Below are 25,062 nucleotides of genomic sequence, written 5' to 3' on the forward strand. Positions count from 1 at the left end.
TATTGATGATACAATGAATTTAAAGCGTTTTCAATGGAAGTGTAAGCGGCTGTGTACCGTGTAGCGGGACATCTGATATTGACAAATAAAACGATGAGGTGAGTGTTCATGTCGGCGAGCACGAAAAGACCAAGGCTAAAGCTGAATCTGCTCGGAAGTGATAACCAGCGCAAGTGCAAAGAAGTGATGGAACGTCCAGTAAAGGTATTACAGATTGGAGAAGGCAACTTTTTGCGTGGGTTTGCAGACTGGATGCTTCATGAAAGTGCCAGACAAGGCAAATTCCATGGCAGTGTTGTGGTGACCCAACCTCGGCCTGGGGGAAAGGCGAAGCTCGAACAAATTCGTGATCAGGACGGATTGTATACGATGATTACCCGGGGGCTGTCACAGGGAAAAGCAGTGGAACGTACGGAAATGATCTCGATTTTTTCACAGTGCATTAATCCGTACGAAGAATGGCAGGATTTTTTGGGGCTTGCGGAATTGCCCTCCCTGGAGTTTGTCATCTCCAATACAACTGAGTCGGGATTGAAATATACGTATTCAGAATACACGCAGGGGGAACCGGTACAATCATTTCCGGGTAAACTGACGGTCTTTTTGCATCAACGTTATCTGCGCTTTGATGGGGACCCATCCCGAGGATTGATTCACCTGCCGTGTGAGTTGCTTGAGGGCAACGGGGATGTACTGCGCAGTTGTGTGCTGCGGCATAGTGAAGATTTTGGTTATTCTGAAGGCTTTCGTTCATGGATTGAGAACCATAACTTGTTCCTGAACAATCTGGTTGACAGGATTGTCACGGGTGCACCGACTACGGAAGAAGCCGATTCCCTGACCCATCGCTGGGGATACGAGGATCAACTGGTCAATACGGCTGAGCCATATCATTTCTGGGCCATTCAGGCAGATGAAGCACTGGACAAGAAACTCCCCCTAAAACAGGCGGGACTCAACGTACATTGGGTGAAGGATTTGAAACCTTTTCAGCTGCGCAAGGTTCGTATACTGAATGGTGCGCATACTCTCATGTCTTCGCTCGGCATTTTGCAAGGTAAGGAACATGTCAGAGAGACGATGGAAGACCCGGAGTTTGGCTCATGGGTCAGAGAAGCAGTACATCAGGAGATCGTGCCTGCACTGGATATGCCGGATCATAATCTGGATCAGTACGCAGGGGAAGTGTTTGAACGTTTCCTCAATCCGTATATTAATCACAAGCTGCAGGATATTGCATTAAATACAGTAGGAAAGTTCAAAGTACGTGTGCTCCCTTCACTTTTGGCCTATGAGCAGAATCAGGGAACCTGGCCGGCTGGGCTCGTGAAAGGATTTGCGGGATTATTGTGCCTGTATCGTCCAATGGCTACGCCAGACGGTTATATGGCACAGCGTCTGAACGGTGAGCCTGTCCTGCTTCGGGATGATGCGGATGTACTGGCTTCACTCGCCAAGCATTGGGATCGTTATGATCCTCTGAAGAGGGATAAGCAGCAATTGGAGCAGAGAGTAGCTGCTGTATTGTCTGATGTATCGATCTGGGGAAAGAATCTGGATGACCGAGAGGGGCTTCGCGAAGCACTCGTTCACGAAATTGGTTTGCTGGAAGGTGAGAGTTGATGAACACAACACATACAGTCAATGACTGGATTGCGATTCAACCGCAGGATGATGTCATTATAGCCCTTCGGGATTATGTAAAAGGGGAAAGTATTACACTGCCAGACAGCACTGCTTTTACACTAAGGGATGATGTGCCCAAAGGCCATAAAATTGCTGTGCATACCCTCGCACCGGGCGAGGATGTGAAGAAATATGGTTTTTCCATTGGGATTGCCAAAGAACAGATTGAACAGGGGAGCTGGATTCACAGTCACAATCTGAAAACAGGACTTCACGGTTTACTTGAATACCAGTATCAGCCGGGACCATCTGTTCAGACGGACATGCCTCCTGAACATCTGCGTTCATTTGATGGATATCTGCGCCCTAACGGTGAAGCAGGCATTCGTAATGAAATCTGGATTGTTAATACGGTCGGCTGCATTAATAAAGTATGTGAGGCTTTGGCTCGGATGGGCCAGTCACAGTTCGGCAGCAGGGTGGATGGTGTATATCATTTCCCACACCCGTTCGGTTGCTCGCAGCTGGGAGATGACCTGAAATATACGCAGCAGGTACTGGCTTCCCTGGTGGAACACCCGAATGCCGGCGGCGTGCTGGTCATTGGTCTGGGTTGCGAAAATAATCAGGTAGACCAGTTCCGCGAATGTATCGCACCGGAATATCAGGGGAAAGTCCGTTTTCTCAAAGCGCAGGAAACAGATGACGAGCTTGAGGAAGGACTGCGTCTGATGGAAGAGCTTGTGGAGCTCGTCGAACATGAACAGCGTCAGCCGCTGCCTCTGAGCAAGCTCAAAATTGGATTGAAGTGCGGTGGTTCGGACGGTCTGTCCGGTATTACGGCGAACCCGCTCGTTGGCTCCGTTGCTGATATGCTGGTTGCTGCCGGAGGTACGGCCATATTGACTGAAGTTCCCGAGATGTTTGGTGCAGAGACCATTCTGATGAATCGGGCGGCCAATGAGCAAGTATTTGATGATTTGGTAGACTTGGTGAACGGTTTTAAGCAATACTTTGTGAACCACGGTCAAAATATTTATGAAAATCCTTCACCAGGAAACAAAGCAGGCGGGATTACCACACTGGAAGAAAAGTCTTTGGGATGTACGCAAAAGGGAGGCCGTTCTTCCGTAGTTGATGTACTTCGTTATGGCAAACGTGTCACTCAAACCGGCCTGAACATTGTGGAAGCTCCGGGGAATGATCTTGTGTCTGTTACAGCACTGTCAGCTGCGGGTGCGCACATTGTTCTTTTCACGACAGGTCGCGGAACGCCGTTTGGAGGCCCGGTACCTACCGTCAAGATTGCAACCCAATCTGACCTGGCCAATCGGAAAAAGCACTGGATCGATTTTAACGCAGGTCAACTGCTGGAAGGTAAGACGATGGAAGACGTGAAAGTGCAGCTGTTCAGCCAACTGATCGATATTGCTTCAGGACGGGCGCATACGCTCAGCGAGCAGCATGGATTTCGGGAAATTGCGATATTCAAGGACGGAGTCATCCTGTAATTGTATTTGTTCGTTGCTTTATATCTGTTGCATGTATGGTAAAGGTATATACAGCAAATCCCGGTGGCCCTCTTCGGCCTCCGGGATTTGTGGTTACAGGTATTACAATCATTTTATCGCAAAGGCTTTTTTGATTTTGGTCAGTGCGGCAGCAGTAGTGTATTTCTCCAATTGCTGTAACAGGAGTTCGCCCGCATCTTCAACGCTGCCCTCAAACGGTTCAATACCTTGACGTTTCATCCAGTAGCCTGAGGTCTCATAAGCAGAGCTATTCCAAGCAACTTTGCCTTCAGCGAGGCCTTCTTTTTCTTTGGTGCCGCAGATGACAATGGCACACATGCTTTGAAGGTCAAGCAGCCCCTGGTCAAATGCCTTTTTGTCCTCTTTGGCCCCAAAACCTGCCAGTGAACGTAATTTCCGTCCATCAATCCCCTCATGCTTCTCGATTATCTCATACAGTTTCAATGCTTCTCGAGAGAGGAGACCCACGTCATATTGTTCTTCCATGACTCTGGAGTCCGCTAGCAGTCGGTGCACCCATGGGAAATATTCGCGTGAGACAAGAAGGGCTTTCTTTTTGACAAATTTGCCGTAGGCAGCGATCCCTTCCTCAGCCAGACGTGAACGCCACAACCAGGGATCAAGCGCGTTATCCTTGTGCCAGTTTTCTTGAGGCGTTATGGAGGACAGTGAAGGGTATTCAGGAAATAAAGGGGCGAGTGGGAGTAGTCCCACAGCCTCTATACGCTGCACAGCTTCTTCGTAAGTTACGATCGATTCATGCTCATTCATCATGATTTTGGCAAGCTCCTTTTTAGCGTGTGCTACATCGATTATTGTTGGAAGTAAGATATATCTGGCATACTTCCTCGGCATGTTTGCGAATCTCGCAGCGAAGGTTCTCAGGTTCAAGTACTTCTGCTTCACGTCCAAGTCGATAAAAGAATCGTACGGCCCAGGCCCACTCACTGGGAGGGCAGAGAAAGGACAGTTCCCAGACATCCGGAGCAATCTCAGTCATCCGTTCTCCAATATGCTTGTCCTGTTCTGCCTCGATCATTCCGCTGTAACTCAGACGTGCGGTAACACGTGTCGGAGTAGGTTCGGGAGATTTCGGTTTGCTGCGCTGTCGCTCTGCCTGTTCTGCCAGCTGTTGTGATTCAAGTAGCTCAACCGGCGAAACGTCCAGAATGCGGTCTGCCCTGAACAGGCGCTGTTCCCCGTGCTCTTCCGAATACGCTTCACAATACCAGAAACCGGCTGAGGCATAGATTCGAATGGGGCAGATTGTTAGCCAGCGTTGACGGGAAGCAGAGCGGTACAACATACGCAGCCACCCTTGTTCCGGGATACAAGCCAGAAGCGGTTCCAGATGATGAAGGATGTAGTTACGCTCGGGGACATCATGCTGTAGTTGTTTGAGCATGGGATCCATCCTTGCTTTGACATCATCTGGAATAATGCTTTTGATTTTGTCCATTAATGTCCAGCGTTTCTCTTGAAAAGGGGTATCTGCATAATGGCTTAGGCCTTCGAGAGCAAAGATGAGAGTAGCTGCTTCAACCGGGTCTAATTGCAGTGGGGGCAGTACATACCCCTCCATAAGTCTGAAGCCGCCTCCAGGACCGGAGATAGCAATGATCGGGACATTCATCTCTGAGAGAGATTGGATATCCCGCAGGATGGTACGGCGGGAAACTTCAAACTTTTCTGCAAGTGAATGTGCCGTTTCGTGACCGTGCTGCAATGCCATAACGATGGCGGCAAGCCGATTTGTTCTATTCATGTCAGCCACTCCGTTTCGAGGGTTGCGCCGCCGGAAAGGATGCTGGAGTGTATCTCCCATTGTAGCAGTGTATAAGTGACATCATGATTGTCACCAATATTTCGCAGCATTATATTATTTATTCTCTACAGTGCAGCGCCTACTTACGGAGGGTCGCTTCCTTTTCCCGGCGGGGCGTCGTTAAATTGTGTGTCTCGTCCAATTCGCTTCGCTTCTCGGTATTTCCTTCTAACCGATAGCCTCACAAATAATGACAAAAACCCGTATCCAGTCTAAACGGATACGGGAAGTAGCAGATTGAAACAAGATCAATCATATAATACTTTAAATTTTAACAATTGACACTCTTTTAAGCTGCAAATATAGATCAATGCGATTTCCATGTAACATGTTGTATCATCAATTTTCGAATTATTTTTTCATTTCAAGCAGTTGCACACCGCGTCCTTCAATCTCGATCGTACCTGAAAGGGACCGATCTGTGAGCAAATCACGAGCCTCAGTTTGGCCCAAATCATAGGATTGAGTGGTAGCATTGTGATTCATGACAAACAGGTACTGTTGTCCATCCTTGGTACGAGCAGTCACTTCAACACCTTCCGGAGTATCCAGAAGAGAAGCAATATTTTTGGTGGTAGCCAGTTGTCCCAACAAGCCATCCAGGAATCGATCTTCCGGATCGGAAGCCACATACCAGGCTTCACCTTGACCAAACGTGTTACGGGTTACCACAGGCATGCCTTTGTAGAAATCGTCTCCATATTCGGCAATGATTTCTGCACCTTCACTATGCAGCAAGTCACACAACATGCCGCAACCATAGTCTCCCTGAAGATCGCCATAAGCCTCTTTCATGACAATACGATTTTTTTGTTCGGGCAGCAGTGCATCAATTTCTTCAACCCAGATACCGAGCAGTTTGCGAAGTTCGCCAGGATAGCCTCCGGTTGTTACGATGTCACTCTCATTGACGATACCACTGAAGAAGGTTGTCAGGAATGTACCGCCTGCTTCAACGTACTTCTCCAGTTTGGCCGCAAAGCCTGGTTTAACCATATAGAGTACCGGAGCGAGCACGATGTCATATTTGCTGATATCGGTATCCACACTAACGATGTCCACCTGAATGTTGCGGCGGAAGAAGGCAGCGTAGTATTTGTGAATTTGATCTACATAGTTCAGTGCAACCGTAGGCCCGCTTGATTTTTCGATCGCCCACCAGTTATCCCAGTCAAACACAATCGCCACTTTGGCATTCACGGTAGCATCCAACGTTTTGTCGCCAAGCAGCTGTAACTCTTTGCCTAGCTCCGAGACTTCGCGGAAGACACGGGTATGTTCATGACCGACATGTTCAATGACAGCACCGTGGTATTTCTCACAGGCCCCGACAGAACGGCGGAGCTGGAAGAACATGATCGTATCTGCGCCATGAGCAACGGACTGGTAGCTCCACAGACGCATAACGCCGGGGCGTTTCAATGAGTTATAAGGCTGCCAGTTCTGCTGGCTTGGTGTCTGCTCCATGAGCATGAACGGCTGTCCGTCCTTCAATCCACGCATCAGATCATGAGCCATAGCTGTGAAACTTACCGGGGTCGCAAGACCCGGATAGCTGTCCCAGGAGACGATATCCATATATTTGGCCCATTTGAAATAGTCCAGCTGTTTGAAGAATCCCATCAGGTTGGTCGTAACGACTGAATCCGGGATATGTTTTTTGATCGCATCATATTCCAGACGGTAACAATCGAGCATACTGTCGGAGTTGAAGCGGGAATAATCAAGCGAGATGCCCTGGAACGTGGAATTGTTGTTTCCCCAGTGCTCGCTCAGGTTGCTCGGCAGAACAATCTCATCCCAATCATAGAAAGTATGCCCCCAGAAATTGGTGTTCCAAGCTTTGTTGAGCTGCTCTAGGGTCTGATAACGTTCTTTGAGATACACGCGGAACGCTTTCTCGCAGTTATCACAATAACAATCGCCGCCATATTCGTTGGAGATATGCCATACAAGCACAGCCGGGTGATCCTTGTAACGTTCTGCCAGCTTGTCTGCAATTTTCTCGGAGTATTTGCGATAGGTTGGGCTATTCGGACAGGAGTTATGCCGTCCACCAAATTTGCGTTTGCGTCCATCAGCATCCACACGCAGTACATCCGGGTATTTCTTCGCCATCCACGCTGGATGGGCAGCAGTGCTTGTCGCGAGGCAAATGTAAACGCCGCTTTCATAGAGACTGTTAATTAACTGGTCCAGTCCTTCAAAATTATAAGTGATTTCATCAGGCTGAATCAGTGCCCATGAAAATACGTTGATGGTCGCAATATCAATACCTGCCAATTGGAACATGCGCAGATCTTCAAGATGAGTCTCATGATCCCATTGTTCAGGGTTATAATCGCCGCCGTAGAACATTTTGGGTAACTTGCTGCTAATCAAATGTGTTCACCTCTTGTATAAGAATAAATCTATACTATATGATGGATATGACTTTTAAAATATAAGAAAATTAATGAAACATATAAGAATATGGAACTGTAATCTTGTTTTTGTTCAAAGGAGAGATTCCCTATGCTCATCACACCCGATCATCGGCGCTACTTTATGACCCCTAGGGATCAGCCGCTTCCGCTCTACATCGAGAGTATAGGATATAACGGGAATCAGGAGAATGTGTACAGACCTGCCGGATATCCTTGTTATCACTGGCTTCAGACTGTGAAGGGAGCTGGAGAGTTCAGATTTGCAGGTTCAACTGTACAGCTGGGGGAGACATCCGGCATTTTGTTGCCGCCGAATGAGCCACACGAGTATGTACGCTCGCAAGGAGAATGGGAGACCCTTTACATTACCTTTGGAGGCTCCCAGTGCCCGGCTATTACAGAATCGCTTGGTTTGGGGGAGGCAGCTCTACACCAGTGGGACTCAGAGAGCCCGCTTGAATATTACGGCAGGGAAGTGCTGGGTTCCATCAGCAGTGATCAGGATTTATCCGGTTTGGAAGCGTCAGCGGACATGTATCGATTTCTGATTTTGCTCAAAAAACATGGCATGACGGGCAGTCGATCTTCAATCTCCCACGCCGTGGAACGGCTGGCTCCGTTAATTTCATTTATGAATGAACACTATGCCGACCCCGAAATCGGCCTTGAACAGATGGCTGCTATACCAGGTATTACGCCTAGGCATCTGAATACTCTTTTCAAACAATCCTTTGGCATGACCGCCTATAGTTATTTCATTCTCCTCCGTATTCGCAAATCAAAAGAATGGATGACAGGGGACAGAAAACTGACCGTCAAGGAAACGGCAGCGAAGGTTGGTTTTCGGGATGCGAGTCATTTTGTGGCTACATTTCGGCGGATTGAGGGTGTAACTCCGGAGCAGTATCGAACGTTATATTAATCATTCTGAGGTATAAATGTGCTATAAAACACTGTTCAAGCATGAGGATTCCGTGTAACCTGTTACAAATTGAATAAAAAGTGATGCCAGGAAGGTATTGATGCGCAAGGGTGCTACCCGTTATGATGATATCGATTCTTTAGATTGGAAAATGACTATACGGATCAACGTATCCGTTCAAATTAGAGAGGATGATAGAAGTGACATCAACTATAGCATTGTGGGACCATGCAGCGCCTTATGCGGCCAAGGGCCATGAGGATGAAATGCCCCATCTGATTCCATTTATTCAGCCTGGTTCCGAGAGCGCTGTCATTATCTGTCCGGGTGGAGGCTATGGATTTTTGGCCGATCACGAAGGAGCTCCAATCGCTGAATTGCTGAACCGTGCGGGAATTAGCGCATTTGTGCTGAAGTACCGTGTGGCGCCTCACCAGCATCCAGCACCTATGACTGATGGTCAGCGTGCGATCCGATATGTACGTGCTCATGCCGAGCAATATGGCTTTAACCCTTCCAAAATTGCCGTGCTTGGTTTCTCGGCAGGCGGTCATCTTACAGCCACGTTGGGAACCTTGTATGACGAGGGTCAACCAGATCATGAAGACCCTATTGAACGGGAGAGTTCGCGTCCGGATCGTGTTATTCTTTGTTATCCAGTAATTACGATGGAGTCCTATGGACATGCTGGATCTCGTGAAAATCTGCTTGGGTCAGATGTGTCTGCTGAACAGATCAAGGCTTTCAGTGCAGAGCAGCAGGTGAAAGCTGACGCTCCTGAAGCATTCATCTGGCATACCAGTGATGATCAGGCGGTCCCTGTAGAGAACAGTTTGCGTTACGCGCTTGCCCTGGGTGAACACGGCATTCCTTATGACTTGCATGTATTTGAAAAAGGTTCACATGGTCTGGGATTGGCAGAGGATGACCATGCGGTTCGGGCTTGGTCTGATCTGTGCCTGACCTGGCTTAAGAATCAAGGGTGGTAACCCGACACCTGGCTGATCTATGTCTTTCCTGAATATGAAATATGAATACGAGTGATCTCACATATTTTAACGCTTATGAGAGCGAAGGAGAAAACAATAATGAAATTGCAAAAGAATGATAAGCTGCTTTTTATCGGAGATTCAATCACAGATTGTGGACGTGAGCATCCTGTTGGTGAAGGGAGTTCTGGACTGGGGCATGGTTATGTGGCGCAAGTGTATGCCTTGCTGCGTTCCATCTATCCGGAATTGATGCTGCGGATTCAAAATGTGGGTAATAGTGGGAATACGATCCGTGATTTGAAGCAGCGCTGGGACCGAGATGTGCTTGATCTCAAACCGGACTGGTTATCTATCATGATCGGGATTAACGATGTATGGCGCCAATTTGACAATCCGTTATCTACGGACTCGCAAGTGTTCCTGGAGGAGTATGAAACCACACTGCGTGATCTGGTTGCTTCTGTTCGTCCTGGGTTGAAAGGACTTGTTCTGATGTCTCCTTATTATTTGGAAGCCAATCCGGAAGATCCGATGCGGGCTACGATGGATATATACGGTGATGCTGTTCGCAGAGTAGCCGCTGAACATGACGCCATTTTCGTGGACACACAGGCTGCATTTACTCCATTCTGGGATCATTTCTATACGTCTGTACTGACTTATGATCGGGTTCATCCCGATGCAACAGGCCATATGGTGCTTTCCAAAGCATTCCTGGATGCCATTGGTTTCGAATGGTCAGGCGGCGTCAAATCTTAAAAAGGACGTGATGGCATGAGCGATTTGAACATTGCAGTACATACCCCCGCGCTGCTGGGCGAAGGTCCAAGCTGGGATGCTGAACACAATCGACTATTATGGGTGGATATTGAAAGCTACAAGGTCCATGTGTATATTCCGGCTACAGGAGAGGATCGGACTTATGATGTTGGCGAGCATGTAGGGGCAGTTGTGCCATACCACGGTGATGAGGTTGTCGTTGCTTTGCGCAGTGGTTTTCACACCTACAACTTGCTCACAGGAGATTTGCAGCCAATTGAAGATCCAGAGAAAGGCAAAGACAACAACCGTTTCAATGACGGGAAGTGTGACGCCCTTGGACGCTTCTGGGCAGGGACGATGAGCATGAACAATGAAAGCAAGGCAGGGGCATTTTATTGCCTGGAGGAGGGACAGCCTGTTCGAACGTTATTCAGGGATGTATCCACATCCAATGGCTTGGGCTGGAGTCCAGATCAACGAAAGATGTATTACATTGATACGCCGACACGCTCCATTGACCGTTTTGATTTTGATCTGGCTGCTGGAGAGATAACGAACCGGACGAGTGTAATTGCTATACCGGAGGAATTTGGCTATCCGGATGGAATGACTGTAGACAGTGAGGGCATGCTGTGGGTTGCCCACTGGGGCGGAGGAAGAGTCACTCGCTGGAATCCGCATACAGGAGAACTGCTGCAACAAGTTGAGATACCTGCAGATCAGGTGACATCCTGCTGTTTCGGGGGACCTGATTTGGAAGACTTATATATTACAACTGCCCGAATTGGTATTCGAGAAGAGCGGCTGACGGAGACGCCGAATGCCGGATCTCTATTTGTAATTAGACCGGGTGTGAAAGGGCAGAAAACCTACGCTTTTGGCGGGGGAGCAGAGTCGGATAAAAAATAAATGAAAGACCGTGTTACTGGAACGGTGTGCTTCGTTTATAAAATATTTTTCAATGAAGAAGGGTGCTGTTCTAAACAGCATCCTTTTTTATGTTTTCAAAAGCGATGTGAAGAAAAAAATACACAAAATAAAATTTGGGCAGAAGGTGTTTTTTAATTGCCATCGAATGTTATTTATTGAAAGTATAATCCAATGAATGGTAATCTCGACTGATTTATGAAAGCGTTTTATAAAAATGGAGAGGAGGTGGGGCTGGTTGCCTGATCCAATGCATTAAATGTCTGACACTGCACTCATCAACATGATGACACAGCGGGGTTTACCGGATGCGATGAACATATTGAAGAGGAGGCTAAGTAATTATGAAAACGTTTTTGGGAAAGCTGCGGTTGATGAGTTTGACGGTTGCTGTTGCAGCAGTTTCATTGGGCGTGCTCGCTGGAACAATAGATGCGGCACCGAGTGATTCATACCAGTGGAAAAATGTCGTGACCGGGGCAGGAGGCGGTTTTGTACCGGGGATTATTTTCAATGAGTCAGAGAAGGATTTGATCTATGCCCGGACAGATATCGGGGGAGCCTATCGCTGGAATCCTGCGAATGAAAGTTGGATTCCCCTCACCGATTTTGTCGGCTGGGATGACTGGAACAAAAACGGTGTCGACGCGCTGGCAACAGACCCGGTGGATCCGAATCGAGTGTATATGGCTGTCGGCACGTACACCAATTCATGGGACAAAAACAATGGCTCCATCCTGCGTTCTACGGACCGCGGTGATACTTGGCAGACCACCACTCTTCCGTTCAAAGTCGGCGGTAACATGCCGGGACGCTCCATGGGGGAACGCCTGACTGTTGATCCTAATAAAAATAGCATTTTGTATTTTGGTGCACGTAGTGGCAACGGACTCTGGAAAAGTACGGACTACGGCGTGACCTGGAACAAAGTAACGAGCTTTCCGAATCCGGGCACGTATGTGGAGGACCCGACTTATGAGTATACCAGTGACATCGTGGGTCTTTCTTGGATCACGTTTGACAAATCAACAGGCTCTGCTGGACAGGCAACACAGACCATCTATGTCGGGGTAGCCGACAAAAATCAAAGCGTGTACCGCAGTACGAATGGAGGCACAACGTGGAGCGCTGTTGCTGGACAGCCTACAGGTTATTTACCTCATCACGGGGAACTGGATGCCAATGGAAATCTCTATATTTCATACAGCGATGGTGCAGGCCCTTATGACGGGGAAAAGGGAGACCTCTGGAAATTAAATACGACTACAGGGGTATGGACGAACATTAGTCCAGTGCCGAGCAGCAGCTCAGACAATTATTTTGGATACGGCGGACTGGCTGTAGATACTCAGCATCCTGGTACACTGATGGTGGCAACCCTTAACTCCTGGTGGCCTGACGCAAATCTGTTCCGCAGTACGGACAGTGGAGCTACCTGGACCCGCATCTGGGAATTTGAAGGATATCCAAACCGCAAAATGCGCTATACACAGGATATTTCGGCCGCTCCCTGGTTGACCTTTGGGACGAATCCTGCACCGCCTGAAGTTTCTCCAAAGCTGGGCTGGATGATTGGCGATCTGGAGATTGATCCGTTTGACTCTGACCGCATGATGTATGGGACAGGGGCGACCATCTACGGCACGAAAAATTTGACAGACTGGGATGACGGTAACAAAATCAATATTTCAGTGATGGCCAAAGGAGTCGAGGAGATCGCGGTTCTGGATTTGATCAGCCCGCCAAGTGGGGCACATTTGTTAAGTGGAGTAGGGGATGTCTCGGGATTCCGTCATAACAATTTGGATCAGGCACCAGCTACGATGTTTACCAGCCCCAACTACTCTTCTACGGAAAGTCTGGACTTTGCAGAATTAAGTCCGAATACCATGGTTCGCGTAGGAAAAGCAGACTACACTGCTGATCCGAACGCAAAATCCATTGGTTTATCCAGCGACGGCGGGACCACGTGGTATAAGGCGAACGCAGAGCCTGCCGGTACAACCGGAGGAGGAACCGTAGCTATCTCTGCAAATGGTAACCGACTTGTATGGAGCACGTCAGACAAGGGTGTGCATTATTCCACTGGCGGCAACTCATGGACCGCGAGTTCAGGTATACCCGCACAGGCAAAGGTGATCTCTGACCGGGTAAATCCGAACAAATTCTATGGATTTGCTGCCGGTAAAGTCTATTTGAGCACCAATGGTGGTGCCTCCTTTACTGCATCTGCGGCTACCGGGCTTCCGGTAGAAGGAAATGCCGATCTGGACGCTGTTCCAGGTACGGAAGGCGAACTTTGGTTTGCAGGCGGGAGTGAGGAGGAAGGGCCGTATGGTCTGTGGCATTCCACTGATTCGGGAGCGAGCTTTACCAAGCTTGCGAATGTGGAGGAAGCAGACAGCATCGGTTTTGGTAAAGCGGCACCTGGACAGAACGTGGTCGCGCTGTACACGATTGCTAAGATAGATGGAACACGTGGATTTTTCCGTTCCGATGACGGCGGGGCGAATTGGGTACGGATTAACGATAATCAGCATCAATATGCACGTGTGACCACGATTACAGGTGATCCACGTTTGTATGGAAGAGTGTATCTGGGTACGAATGGACGGGGCATTTTATATGCTGACCGTATTGGTGGGAACAATGGCGGTGAAGAAGGTGGAGGCGAGACTCCGGTAACCAGTTCGGTCATCACACCAGTGAATGCGGAATTTGACAAGAACACAGGCAATCTGGCAGATATTCCTGTCACATTGACACTGAACGGAAACACCCTTAGTGCAATTCGTAATGGGAGTACAACGCTGGTTTCAGGTACGGATTATACATTATCGGGCAATCAGGTTGTGTTGAGTAAAAAATATCTGGCTTCGTTGTCCAAGGGAAGCGCAGCGTTAACGTTCCATTTCAGTGCAGGTAATGATGCGATCCTGAATCTGACTATCAAGGACACGACGGCTGTACCCGCGGGAGCCATTCGAATTGAGATGTTTAATGGAACAACTTCAGCAACAGGTAACTCCATTAATCCCAAGATCAAATTAACGAATACTGGCACTTCGGCCATTAATCTTTCCGATGTCAAAATTCGCTACTATTATACGATCAATGGCGCTCAGACCCAGAACTTTTTCTGTGACTGGGCAACAGCCGGAAATAACAATGTTACAGGGACGTTTAGTGAGCTGCCGACCCCAGTGACCGGAGCGGATTCCGTACTGGAGATTGGGTTCAAATCTTCTGCGGGTTCATTGGCAGCGGGGCAAAGTACTGAAATTCAGGCACGTTTCTCCAAAACAGACTGGACCAACTACACTCAGACGGATGATTATTCGTTTGCTCCAAGTCACACAGCCTACGCCGACTGGACCAAGGTAACTGGATATATCGCCGGAAGTCTTCAATGGGGGATCGAACCTTAGACCTGAACTTGAAATGAAAGTTGGAATTAATCTAAACCTACATCGATAAGAAGTCCCGGCTCGCCGAAAAGGATTCATGGCGGGCCGAGACTTCTTATTTTGTCGAAATTTAGTGTACACTAAAGAGAGTTTCTATACGCATTTTGCATCAGTCGATTGAACTTGCTCCCGGGTACAGGATCTAGACGAATAGAAGCATTTCGATCTATATCTTGCTGATTGAAAGACGCTCTTTGGATTTATGCAAAATGCTTACCATTGCTTAAACGTTCGTTTTGAGATATAAAAAGAAGTACAAAACTTTAAAAATAATGTAACCGCTAACACGGAGAGGCCATTTTATCTGATATATGATGGTGTTCTTGCGCAGACATAGAAGAAAGATTAGACAAGGGGGTCAAGGGTCATGAACCGGTTGTGTAAGGTGCTGATTGTTGACGATGAGTTTCTTGTAAGGCAAGGCATTAAGCACCATATGAACTGGGAAGCTGAAGGTTTTCAGATTGTAGGTGAAGCTTCCAACGGGGAAGAAGGGCTTGAACAGGTACAGTCATTACAGCCGGATATTGTCATCACGGACATCGTGATGCCTGTGATGGATGGGGAAACATTTGTCCGGACGTTAAAAGCCAGCTATCCCCAGATTGAGGTTATCGTACTTAGCAGCTTCAGTGAATTCGAATACGTACGTTCAACGCTCCAGAATGGAGCAGCAGACTATATATTGAAACCGAAACTGGATACCAATGAATTATTACAAGTACTACAGCGTACGGCTGGCAAAATTTCCGAATTGCAGTTTGAGCCTTCACATGATGGGTGGAGACTCGGACAACTGATGGAGAAGATGCTGTCCGGTTTTACGTTGGATGAGGAAAACGAGATGCATATGATAAGGGAGACGTTTCCTCACCGATGTTTCCGTTTACTCGTATATAAGCCGCAGGATACACAAGTACATGTGCACAAGCTGGATAACGAGCAGTTGGAGTCACGGTTACGGGATCAGCTCCCTGATGTGGAGTGCGCAATCGTGCCGGCCGAAGGCACGTCGCCAGTAGTGCTTCTTAATGTTGAACCTTCGAAGGATGAATGGATGGTGCAGCGAATTAAGGAGTTGGCGAGCGAGAATAAGGATGGGCAGGACGGACCTTGCTGGGTGCTGAGCGACAGCTTCTCTTCATTTGAAGAAATGGGGGACGTATATCGAACACGTCTCATCAAGCTAATGGAGTATCGCTTTTATTATGAGGACCGATCGATTCTGGTGTATGGCGAACTTCCGCCTCTTCACCCTGCCGGGTATCAGTTTAATGTGAACATGTTTTTGCAGCATGTGAAGCGAAATCGAACTGAAGCGGCAAGAGAATATTTGCAAGAGCACGCCCTTACGTTGGGACGGGATTATATTGCAGATGTGTTTGAAATTAAGTCCTTTCTGGGCAATCTGATCTTTAACGTAACCATTACGTTGGCAGATATGGATGTGCAGTCGGCAGCGTTGGAAGAGAGCAAGTATGCCTATTTCAAACATGTCGATGGTGCTTCCAGTCTGACAGAAGCAATGAACGTGCTGGATCAGTTCATGGCTGAGGTACAGAAGTGCACGACAGGAGAAGGTGGACGACGAAGTGATCCAAATATGAAAATGCTTCTGGAATATATGCATCAGCACTTTGATCAGCCACTCGGCCTTGCCGAGGTAGCCAAGCATTTTCATTTTAATCCATCGTACTTGTCCAGTTATTTCTCTTCACACAAAAAAGAAGGCTTTAACGAATATTTGAACAAAATTCGGATTGAAAAGGCAGAGGAACTTCTCCGCTCAGACGATGTCACCATTTCCGAAATCAGCAGTATGGTAGGGTATTCCGATCACAGTTACTTTTGCAAGGTGTTCAAAAAATTTACCGGACTGTCACCGAGCCGATACCGGCGAAAATTCTGGGCATAACGTCAGAAGGAAGAAATAAATGAAGAAATGGATGAATGCATTTTCAAGGCTTGGACTTTTCCCAAAGCTGTTCCTCGTTATGTTCGTTAGTATCATTCTTGTCTCCGTGCTCATTCTATGGACATCAATTCATATGTCGACCAAGCTGTTTACCGAGACGTTCAGTATTACGAACTCCAAGGTACTTAGCCAGATCAAAACGAACTTTGAATCTTTTAACGATGCGATTGCTGCTGTGTCCAACAATGTTAGCCAAAGCGGGGCAATCCGGGGTTATCTGTCTGAGGGGGAGGGGGACTCCCTCACGATGGCAAAATCCTACTACAACATGAGGGAAACGATGGACCGGATTCAATCGATTACAGAGTCCTATGAAGTCGGTATTACGATTAGCGGTATAAATGGGCGTACGTATTCCACAGATCGGTCGCATCTTCGTTTATCAGCGGATGAATTGAAAGAGCAGCCGATTACGCTGGAAGCAGCGGCCAGTCCAAATCGAATCATATTTGACGACTATCAGACGAATGATGACACTGCCCAGCAGATGATCTCAGCGACCAAGGCATTGACCGATCGTGCCCAAAACCGACTCTACGGTACGTTGTATGTCACTATGAGAGAAAACGCGTTTCGTCAGTTCTACAGCAGCTTCACAAGCAGAGGCAACGATGTGGTTATTCTGAATGATGCTGGTGAGATTGTATCGTCCAATCGTGAAGAATGGATTGGTACCACTCAACTCGAATTGCTGACCTATGCCAGAGAAATGAATAACGAAAGTGTAAAAGGTGTAAATGCACGGGTCATGGATCAGGATAGCGTGGTGCTGTCCGAGTATTTGCCATTTTATCGATTTTATATCGTAAACGTCGTCGATAAGGATCTCGCGATGGGACAGCTGGTTGACATGAAGACGATTGCTCTGATCTGTGCAGCCATTGTAGCAGCAGCGCTCATACTCGTGTTTCTTATTACGAATCAGATCACCAAGTCGCTGCGCAGACTTGTGAAGCAAATGTCCAATATAACCAAAAGTGATCTGGACAACTATATACCAGTCAGTGGAAGTTATGAGAGTCGACAGTTAGGTCATGCCTATAACTACATGTTGGACGAACTTCATGACTATGTGGACCAGTTGGTGCTTACACAGCGGGAACAACGAAATGCCGAGCTAGCGGCGCTGCAGAGCCAGATTAATCCTCATTTCCTTTACAATACACTGGCTTCTGTCAAAGTCCTGGTTCAGCAAGGCAACAAGGATAGGGCTGCCGAAACCATTAATGCGTTGATCTCCTTATTGCAGAATACAATTAGTAATGTGAGTGAGACGATCACGGTGGAGCAGGAAGTCGAAAACCTGAAAAACTATGTATTCATTAATCATGTCCGTTACGGAGGACGCATCAAAGCAGCCTTCTACGTAGCTCCCGATTGTACGCATTATCATGTGCCCAAACTGGTAATTCAGCCTTTTATCGAGAATGCCTTTTTCCATGGGTTTATTTCCAAAGAAACAGGCACCATTCATGTAATGGTCTCCAGAGCCGGAGAGTCATTGATATGCGAGATTATGGATAACGGGGACGGAATCGAAGGATTCTCCATGGGGGAATCGCTTCCCAATCCGAAGAATAATCGGCAATTGTTTAGTGGTATAGGTATCCGGAATGTACATGATCGCATAGAGCTATTGTACGGGGCACCTTATGGTGTAACCATAATGAGCAAACCGGGAGAGGGTACAAGGGTTACTGTTACACTCCCCTTGATTACGAGCTAAGCAATAGGATTGGATTGAATGCAATGGGGTTATTTTAAGTGGTAGTGGATTTTAATAGAAGGTCTTTCTGTTTTGTCAAAGACAACACGGGAGGGCCTTTTTGGTGCTTAGCGTCTAAGAATGTAGACTGACTTGTAAAATATTCAGATCAAAAAAGCGCAAAATCAAAAGAAATTACAAAAAAACAAATTTAATGCAAGCGGTTTCTGTAAAGGTTTTCATTGTGGCAATAAGATGACAAATCCACACAAAATTATTACTAACGAATGAAGATTTGGGAATGATAAGATGACTATATCGAAAGCAACCGCTTTCAGAAAACGCAAACAAATTACACACAAAGAGGTCGAAGGGGAGTTGAATCGTTTGAAAAAAATGTGGGTGTTGATGCTCGTTACTGTCCTGCTGTTGTCTGCATGTTCTTCCGGTGGTGGAGGGAACACGGCAAGTGAGGGTGAAAAAACCTCTAATGAAATTACGATCTGGGCTTGGGATAAAGCTTTTAACGTCGCTGCATTAGAAACAGCAAAAGAAGCTTATCAAAAACAAAATCCTGATCTGAAAATCAACATCATTGAATATGCACAAGCGGATATTATCCAAAAGCTGAATACAGGTTTGAACTCGGGAACAAGCAGCGGCCTACCGAACATCGTTCTGATTGAAGATTACCGTGCGCAAAGTTTCCTGAACGCTTACCCTGATGCGTTTAAAGATATGTCTTCTACAATTAAAGCTTCCGATTTCGCAGAGTACAAACTGGGACCAACCGCTTTTGACGGCAAACAGTTTGGTGTTCCGTTTGACTCTGGTGTAACAGGTCTCTACTACAGAACAGATTTGCTGGAGCAAGCAGGCTACAAAGCAGCTGACCTTCAGGACATCACATGGGATGATTACATCAAAATCGGTAAAGATGTAAAAGCCAAAACGGGCAAAGATTTGATTACACTTGATCCTAATGACTTGGGTCTGATCCGTATGATGATTCAATCCGCAGGTTCATGGTATTCCAAAGAAGATGGCAAAACACCTGATCTGGCTGGCAATGCAGCACTGAAAGAAGCATTTGTAACCTACAAAGCAATGATGGACGCAAATGTCGTTAAGCTGAACTCCGACTGGAGCCAATTCGTGGCAGCATTCAACAATGGTGATGTAGCTACCATTCCTACAGGAAACTGGATTACACCATCTGTTCGTCAAGAAGCTTCCCAATCCGGCAAATGGGCGGTAGCACCGCTTCCTAAAATGGCTGGACAATCAAATTCCGTACATGCATCCAACTTGGGTGGTAGCTCTTGGTACGTCATGAACAATGTTGCTGGTGCAGACCAAGCTGCTGATTTCATGGGTAAAACATTCGGCTCAGACAAACAATTGTATCAAGATTTGCTGAACAACATTGGTGCGATTGGCACGTACAAACCGGCAGCAGAAGGCGAAGCGTTTGACAAAGCCGATGAGTTCTTCGGTGGACAAAAAGTGTTTGCTGATTTTGCAAAATGGACACAAGAAATTCCTAGCGTTAACTACGGTATCAACACATATGCCATCGAGGACATTCTGGTTGTTGAAATGCAAAACTTCCTGAACGGCAAAGCGATTGATGACGTTCTGGCTGATGCACAGAAACAAGCTGAAGCACAATTAAACTAAGATGATCCACGGTAACTTATAGAACCCAAGGAAGCATCGGAGCCGTTCCACTGTCTGGCATAAGCAACAGCCGACCCGGACATGGTGGAAGGCTCCCTGGGTTCTATCCATGTTACACGGAGAGAGAGAGGAGCCATACTGTGAAAGCCAAAGCCATGAATACAGGAGACAGTCTCCAAAAGAAAAATAATTTGACTGGATGGGCTTTTATATCGCTCGCTGTTATCGGGATCGTTGCATTTTACTTCTATCCGATGCTGCAAGCGCTGCTCTTGTCGTTCAAGTCTGGTGTAGGAGCCAATCTTGAATTTACGGGCCTAGCTAACTATAAAAGATTATTTATTGATACAACGTTCCGTACTGCTGTATCCAATACATTTCTATACTTGATTATTCAAGTGCCTGTCATGATTATTCTCGGTTTGTTTATTTCCGTTTTATTGAATGACAGTACGTTGCGCTTCCGCAGCTTCTTCCGTACTGCCATCTTCCTGCCTTGTGTAACCTCATTGGTTGCGTACTCTGTCGTATTCAAATATCTGTTCTCTTCTGACGGAATGGTTAACCAATTCCTGATGAATCTACACGTGATTGCTGAACCGATTCAATGGATCACTGACCCGTTCTGGGCTAAAATTACGATTATAATCGCCGTTACTTGGCGTTGGACCGGATATAACATGATTTTCTATCTGTCATCTCTTCAGAACATTGATCAGTCAATCTATGAAGCTGCACGGATTGATGGCGCGAATGCATTCACGCAATTTTTCAAAATTACCGTTCCATTGCTTAAACCGATTATCCTGTTCACCTCCATTACATCGACGATCGGTACTTTGCAAATTTTCGATGAGATTATGAACATCACCAAAGGTGGTCCGGGTAATGCGACGATGTCCATCTCCCAGTACATCTATAACCTTTCGTTCAAATATTCACCGGACTTCGGATATGCGGCAACCGTTTCGTATTCCATCGTGCTGATGATTATCGTATTGTCCATTATCCAGTTCAAAGTGGCAGGTGAGAGAAATGGCTAAAGCAAAAGCAAAACGTATATTCACATATGTCTTTCTGTCCATCGTTGCATTTGTGTCCATCTTCCCGTTCTTCTGGATGCTTGTCAGTTCAACCAATGCTTCTGTAGATGTCACCAAAGGCAGACTGCTTCCTGGATCGGCTTTCCTTGATAACTTCAGCAAATTGCTGGATTCGACCAATCTGGTACAGGCTCTTGGAAATTCTGCGATTGTTTCCGTTATTTCCACGATTCTTGCTCTGCTGATTGGTTCCCTGGCAGGTTATGGATTCGAAGTATACCGGACGAAATCACGTGATATCGTATTTAACATTCTGTTGCTGTCCATGATGATTCCGTTCGCAGCGCTCATGGTTCCTTTATACCGAATGTTTGCTACGATCTCTGGCTTTGCACCGTTTATTGGAATCAACACCATGGCTGCCGTTATTTTGCCAACGATTACGACAGCATTCCTGATCTTCTTCTTCCGTCAGAACACCAAAATGTTCCCGAAAGAGATGCTTGAAGCTGGCCGAATTGATGGTCTGAGCGAAATTGGCATCTTCCTGAAGATCTACATGCCAACGATGAAAACAACATATGCAGCAGCTGCGATCATCACATTCATGAGCAGCTGGAATAACTACCTGTGGCCGCTCGTGGTGCTGCAAACGCCAGACCAACAGACGATTCCGCTGTTAATCTCGAACCTCGGTTCCAGTTATTCACCGGATTATGGTGTCATCATGACCGCCATCGTCATCGCGACATTACCGACAGCCCTTGTATTCTTCATTATGCAAAAACACTTTGTCGCAGGTATGGTTGGTTCCGTCAAATAATGCATCATCAACAAATCGTCTGAATGGACGTTAATGTAGAAGAGAAAGAAGAGGGCGCCTGACATGGTGTTCCTCTGTCTTTCTGTTTGTTTATGTTTGTTTCCTAAAAGGAAAATAAGAATCTGTACTGAATAAGTAATAAATATATTTGTTTCAAGAGGGAGAGAGAGCCGAATGAAAGCAACACATGCAGATATTAACTGGCTGGGCGATGTAAGCATTTTTGAAGTAAACCGCCTTAACGCTTACTCAGATCATCGCTATTACCGTACTATGGAAGAAGCGAAAGCATCCGGTGCGATGGCTATGCGCTACAATCTTAACGGAACATGGAAATTTAATTATGCCATCCGTCCGGATAGCCGTCCTGAAACTTTTTACAAGCAGGACTTTTCCAGTGATGGCTGGGATGATATTGAAGTGCCGGGCCATATCCAGCTCCAAGGGTACGGTCAGATCCAATACGTAAATACGCAATATCCTTGGGATGGCTTAAACGATCTGCGTCCACCTGCATTGCCTCAGGACCAAAACCCGGTAGGTAGTTATATGCGCACATTCCATTTACCAACAGGCTGGCAGAACAGTCCGGTATATATTTCGTTTCAGGGTGTAGAATCTGCATTCTATGTGTGGCTTAACGGACAGTTTGTTGGATATGGGGAAGACAGCTTTACACCATCCGACTTTGATCTGACACCATTCCTACAGGACGGAGAGAATAAACTGGCTGTGGAAGTGTATCAACGCAGCACAGGCAGTTGGTTGGAAGATCAGGATTTCTGGCGGTTCTCCGGCATTTTCAGAGATGTGTATTTGTATACTGTGCCGGCAGCACATATTCGCGATGTGCGGGTTGTGACGGATCTGGACAAGTCTTATAGCAATGGTACGTTGAACGTGGATCTAAAACTTGAAGGAAAAGCCGCTGTCGGAGCCAAAGTGGAAGCTGAACTGCGGGATGCAGAAGGCAACACGGTGAAAACATTTGGTGGTATCGAAGTTACTAATGGTCTGGCGAGTCTTCGTGAGGAGGTTGGCCAAGTAAACCTGTGGAGTGCGGAGATTCCTTACCTATATCGTCTGTTCATTCAAGTATATGATGCAGCAGGTGAACTGTTGGAAGTTGTACCTCAGGCCGTTGGCTTCCGTACATTTGAAATGATCGATAAAGTAATGCACATCAACGGTAAACGTATTGTTTTCAAAGGGGTAAACCGTCACGAATTCAATCCGCGCCGCGGACGTGCTGTAACCAAGGAAGACATGCTGTGGGATGTTCAGACGATCAAACAAAACAATATGAACGCTGTTCGTACATCTCACTATCCAAACCAAAGCCTATGGTATGAACTGTGTGATGAATATGGATTGTATGTGATTGATGAAATGAACCTGGAGACGCACGGATCATGGCAAAAACTGGGTGCAGTTGAGCCCTCATGGGTTATTCCTGGCGACCGTCCAGAGTGGCATGATATCGTTATGGATCGTGCGGTGTCGATGGTGGAGCGAGATAAAAACCATCCATCCATTCTGATCTGGTCTTGTGGTAACGAGTCTCATGGTGGTGAAGTGATCTATAAAGTGTCTCAGTATTTTAAAACAACAGATCCGACTCGTCTCGTCCACTATGAAGGGGTTTTCCACGATCGTCGCTTCAACGATACGAGTGATATGGAATCACGGATGTATGCCAAACCGGCGGACATTGAGGAATTTTTGAACGCGAATCCGGAAAAGCCATACATTAGCTGTGAGTACATGCATGCCATGGGTAACTCCATTGGCGGTATGCATAAGTATACGGAACTGGAAGATAAATATCCGATGTATCAAGGCGGATTCATTTGGGATTACATTGATCAAGCCATTTTCAAAAAAGATCGTTACGGTAAAGAGTTCCTTGCTTATGGTGGAGATTTCGGTGATCGTCCTTCGGACTATTCGTTCTGTGGAGACGGCATTGTGCATGCAGACCGCAAAGTGTCTGCCAAGATGCAGGAAGTCAAATTCCTGTATCAAAACATCAAGCTGTTCCCGAATCGGGAAGGTGTGAAAATCGTTAACGATAATTTATTTGCTGACACATCTGAATTGGAACTGGTATACAGTCTGGATCGTGAAGGTCACGAAGTGCTGCGTGGAACGCTGGAGGTAAACGTGGGCCCACAAAGCGAGACCGTTGTGAAACTTCCACTTGATGTGGAATCTCTTGCTGGTGGGGAATATGCAGTAAATACCGCGTTTGTATTAAAAGCAGCAACATTGTGGGCAGAAAAAGGCGAAGAAGTTGCCTTTGGACAGTTTGTATTTGTTCAGGACAAGTCGGAAACTGTTGCGTCGGATCTAAACCTGATAAATGAAATTCAGGTCGTTGAAGGGGACGTTAATATCGGGGTAAGGGCAGGCCAGACCCATGTCCTGTTCTCCAAGGCTTTCGGAACTTTGGTATCTCTTAAACTGTCAGGTCAAGAGACGGTTGCACAGCCTCCAATGCCGTTGTTCTGGCGTGCGACCACCGATAATGACAAGGGTACTGCCATGGGCTTCGAGCTTGGGGCTTGGTATGCTGCAAGTCTGCTGCCTAGATGTGTGAACTGGAAAGCAGAACAAAACCCGGATCAATATCGGATCGAATTCACGTACAAACTTAATATTTCGGCAGATGTACAAGTGAAAGTCGCTTATACTGTGCGTGCAGATGGTAGTGTGCATGTGCATAATACGTATAAAGGAACGGCTGGTCTGCCAGATCTCCCGATTCATGCGCTTTCCTTCAAGACATCACCGGAGTTTGAAAATGTGGAATGGCTGGCGATGGGGCCGGAAGAAAACTATGTGGACCGCGCATTTGGCGCTCGTCTGGGTATCCATGACAGTAAGGTGGCGGATACCGTTGCTCCATATCTTGTACCGCAGGAGTCGGGTAACCGTACGGGTGTACGTTGGGCCAAATTGACCGACAACGCAGGACGTGGCTTCAAAATTGAATCAGCTGCAGCTCCAGTCGAGCTGAATGTATCCCCATATACGGCATTTGAGCTGGAGAATGCACAACATGCGTATGAGCTGCCTCCGGTGCATTATACGGTTGTAACGATAGCCGGCAAACAAATGGGCGTAGGTGGCGACGATAGCTGGGGCGCACCGGTTCATCCGGAGTACCGCATCGCCTCGGACGGCGAACTGCAATTTGAATTTGTCATTCGTGCGCTGCAATAACGCAGTATGAGCTGTATAAGAAGTAGCTAGAGGCAGGGGTCTCCGCAAGTTGGGGGCCTCTGTTTGCTGTTTTCAGATGGTGAGCTATGAAACCGCTACCGTATCTGTCTCGTACTGTACTGGACATGGATA

General features: G+C 46.9%; 16 protein-coding genes. 13 read left to right on the plus strand and 3 right to left on the minus strand.

What is annotated here, in order from left to right; translation table 11 throughout:
* The first annotated feature begins 108 nt into the window (after positions 1-108).
* Together RS891_RS10810 and RS891_RS10815 are read left to right on the plus strand one after the other, a co-directional pair.
* Entirely contained in the window at positions 109-1,623 is a 1,515-nt protein-coding gene (locus RS891_RS10810) for a tagaturonate reductase (protein WP_315795266.1), read from the plus strand.
* Positions 1,623-3,137, plus strand: a complete 1,515-nt coding sequence (locus RS891_RS10815) for a UxaA family hydrolase (RefSeq protein WP_315795267.1) — start codon at positions 1,623-1,625, stop codon at positions 3,135-3,137. The genes RS891_RS10810 and RS891_RS10815 overlap by 1 nt, the downstream gene beginning before the upstream one ends.
* A gap of 108 nt (positions 3,138-3,245) precedes the next feature.
* Here the strand turns inward: RS891_RS10815 and RS891_RS10820 are convergent, their stop codons facing one another.
* From RS891_RS10820 to RS891_RS10830, 3 genes are all read right to left on the minus strand, one after another.
* Positions 3,246-3,932, minus strand: a complete 687-nt coding sequence (locus RS891_RS10820; RefSeq protein ID WP_315795268.1) for an AlkZ-related protein — start codon at positions 3,930-3,932, stop codon at positions 3,246-3,248.
* 19 nt (positions 3,933-3,951) lie between these two features.
* On the minus strand, positions 3,952-4,923 hold the full coding sequence (locus RS891_RS10825) for a helix-turn-helix transcriptional regulator (RefSeq protein WP_113052677.1): 972 nt from the start codon (positions 4,921-4,923) through the stop codon (positions 3,952-3,954).
* 411 nt (positions 4,924-5,334) lie between these two features.
* Positions 5,335-7,365 carry a beta-galactosidase gene (locus RS891_RS10830; protein WP_113052676.1) on the minus strand — a complete coding sequence of 677 codons (2,031 nt, stop codon included), beginning with the start codon at positions 7,363-7,365 and terminating at the stop codon, positions 5,335-5,337.
* Positions 7,366-7,497: 132 nt separating this feature from the next.
* On the opposite strand from RS891_RS10830, the gene RS891_RS10835 reads away from it, so the two are divergent.
* The 11 genes from RS891_RS10835 to RS891_RS10885 all read left to right on the plus strand — a co-directional run bounded on the left by RS891_RS10835 (position 7,498) and on the right by RS891_RS10885 (position 24,930).
* Positions 7,498-8,331 carry an AraC family transcriptional regulator gene (locus tag RS891_RS10835; protein ID WP_315795269.1) on the plus strand — a complete coding sequence of 278 codons (834 nt, stop codon included), beginning with the start codon at positions 7,498-7,500 and terminating at the stop codon, positions 8,329-8,331.
* A 200-nt stretch (positions 8,332-8,531) separates the two neighbouring features.
* Positions 8,532-9,320 (plus strand): alpha/beta hydrolase, encoded by a 789-nt coding sequence (locus tag RS891_RS10840; RefSeq protein WP_315795270.1) that lies wholly within the window; start codon positions 8,532-8,534, stop codon positions 9,318-9,320.
* 99 nt (positions 9,321-9,419) lie between these two features.
* A complete protein-coding gene (locus tag RS891_RS10845; RefSeq protein WP_315795271.1) occupies positions 9,420-10,082 on the plus strand; it encodes an SGNH/GDSL hydrolase family protein in 663 nt (220 codons plus the stop codon).
* Between the two features lie 15 nt (positions 10,083-10,097).
* A complete protein-coding gene (locus RS891_RS10850) occupies positions 10,098-10,994 on the plus strand; it encodes an SMP-30/gluconolactonase/LRE family protein (RefSeq protein ID WP_315795272.1) in 897 nt (298 codons plus the stop codon).
* A gap of 362 nt (positions 10,995-11,356) precedes the next feature.
* Positions 11,357-14,440 carry a X2-like carbohydrate binding domain-containing protein gene (locus RS891_RS10855; protein WP_397386907.1) on the plus strand — a complete coding sequence of 1,028 codons (3,084 nt, stop codon included), beginning with the start codon at positions 11,357-11,359 and terminating at the stop codon, positions 14,438-14,440.
* 406 nt (positions 14,441-14,846) lie between these two features.
* Positions 14,847-16,394, plus strand: coding sequence for a response regulator (locus RS891_RS10860; RefSeq protein ID WP_315795273.1), 1,548 nt, complete (start codon positions 14,847-14,849; stop codon positions 16,392-16,394).
* Between the two features lie 19 nt (positions 16,395-16,413).
* Positions 16,414-18,180 carry a cache domain-containing sensor histidine kinase gene (locus RS891_RS10865; protein WP_113052669.1) on the plus strand — a complete coding sequence of 589 codons (1,767 nt, stop codon included), beginning with the start codon at positions 16,414-16,416 and terminating at the stop codon, positions 18,178-18,180.
* Positions 18,181-18,555: 375 nt separating this feature from the next.
* A complete protein-coding gene (locus RS891_RS10870) occupies positions 18,556-19,839 on the plus strand; it encodes an ABC transporter substrate-binding protein (protein WP_397333652.1) in 1,284 nt (427 codons plus the stop codon).
* Positions 19,840-19,994: 155 nt separating this feature from the next.
* Positions 19,995-20,882, plus strand: coding sequence for a carbohydrate ABC transporter permease (locus RS891_RS10875; protein WP_072733438.1), 888 nt, complete (start codon positions 19,995-19,997; stop codon positions 20,880-20,882).
* On the plus strand, positions 20,875-21,705 hold the full coding sequence (locus RS891_RS10880; RefSeq protein ID WP_113052668.1) for a carbohydrate ABC transporter permease: 831 nt from the start codon (positions 20,875-20,877) through the stop codon (positions 21,703-21,705). Before RS891_RS10875 ends, RS891_RS10880 begins: the two co-directional genes overlap by 8 nt.
* Before the next feature lie 174 nt (positions 21,706-21,879).
* On the plus strand, positions 21,880-24,930 hold the full coding sequence (locus RS891_RS10885; RefSeq protein ID WP_315795274.1) for a beta-galactosidase, LacZ type: 3,051 nt from the start codon (positions 21,880-21,882) through the stop codon (positions 24,928-24,930).
* The last annotated feature ends 132 nt before the right edge of the window (positions 24,931-25,062 follow it).

The organism is Paenibacillus sp. BIC5C1 (assembly GCF_032399705.1).
Classification (GTDB): domain Bacteria; phylum Bacillota; class Bacilli; order Paenibacillales; family Paenibacillaceae; genus Paenibacillus; species Paenibacillus taichungensis_A.

Bases quoted from the DNA above. Each gene is read 5' to 3' on its own strand.
- RS891_RS10820 (WP_315795268.1), bottom strand. From the start codon at position 3,932: ATGATGAATGAGCATGAATCGATCGTAACTTACGAAGAAGCTGTGCAG.
- RS891_RS10880 (WP_113052668.1), top strand. From the start codon at position 20,875: ATGGCTAAAGCAAAAGCAAAACGTATATTCACATATGTCTTTCTGTCC.
- RS891_RS10850 (WP_315795272.1), top strand. From the start codon at position 10,098: ATGAGCGATTTGAACATTGCAGTACATACCCCCGCGCTGCTGGGCGAA.
- RS891_RS10835 (WP_315795269.1), top strand. From the start codon at position 7,498: ATGCTCATCACACCCGATCATCGGCGCTACTTTATGACCCCTAGGGAT.
- RS891_RS10885 (WP_315795274.1), top strand. From the start codon at position 21,880: ATGAAAGCAACACATGCAGATATTAACTGGCTGGGCGATGTAAGCATT.
- RS891_RS10855 (WP_397386907.1), top strand. From the start codon at position 11,357: ATGAAAACGTTTTTGGGAAAGCTGCGGTTGATGAGTTTGACGGTTGCT.
- RS891_RS10825 (WP_113052677.1), bottom strand. From the start codon at position 4,923: ATGAATAGAACAAATCGGCTTGCCGCCATCGTTATGGCATTGCAGCAC.
- RS891_RS10860 (WP_315795273.1), top strand. From the start codon at position 14,847: ATGAACCGGTTGTGTAAGGTGCTGATTGTTGACGATGAGTTTCTTGTA.
- RS891_RS10865 (WP_113052669.1), top strand. From the start codon at position 16,414: ATGAAGAAATGGATGAATGCATTTTCAAGGCTTGGACTTTTCCCAAAG.
- RS891_RS10815 (WP_315795267.1), top strand. From the start codon at position 1,623: ATGAACACAACACATACAGTCAATGACTGGATTGCGATTCAACCGCAG.
- RS891_RS10875 (WP_072733438.1), top strand. From the start codon at position 19,995: ATGAATACAGGAGACAGTCTCCAAAAGAAAAATAATTTGACTGGATGG.
- RS891_RS10845 (WP_315795271.1), top strand. From the start codon at position 9,420: ATGAAATTGCAAAAGAATGATAAGCTGCTTTTTATCGGAGATTCAATC.
- RS891_RS10810 (WP_315795266.1), top strand. From the start codon at position 109: ATGTCGGCGAGCACGAAAAGACCAAGGCTAAAGCTGAATCTGCTCGGA.
- RS891_RS10870 (WP_397333652.1), top strand. From the start codon at position 18,556: ATGTGGGTGTTGATGCTCGTTACTGTCCTGCTGTTGTCTGCATGTTCT.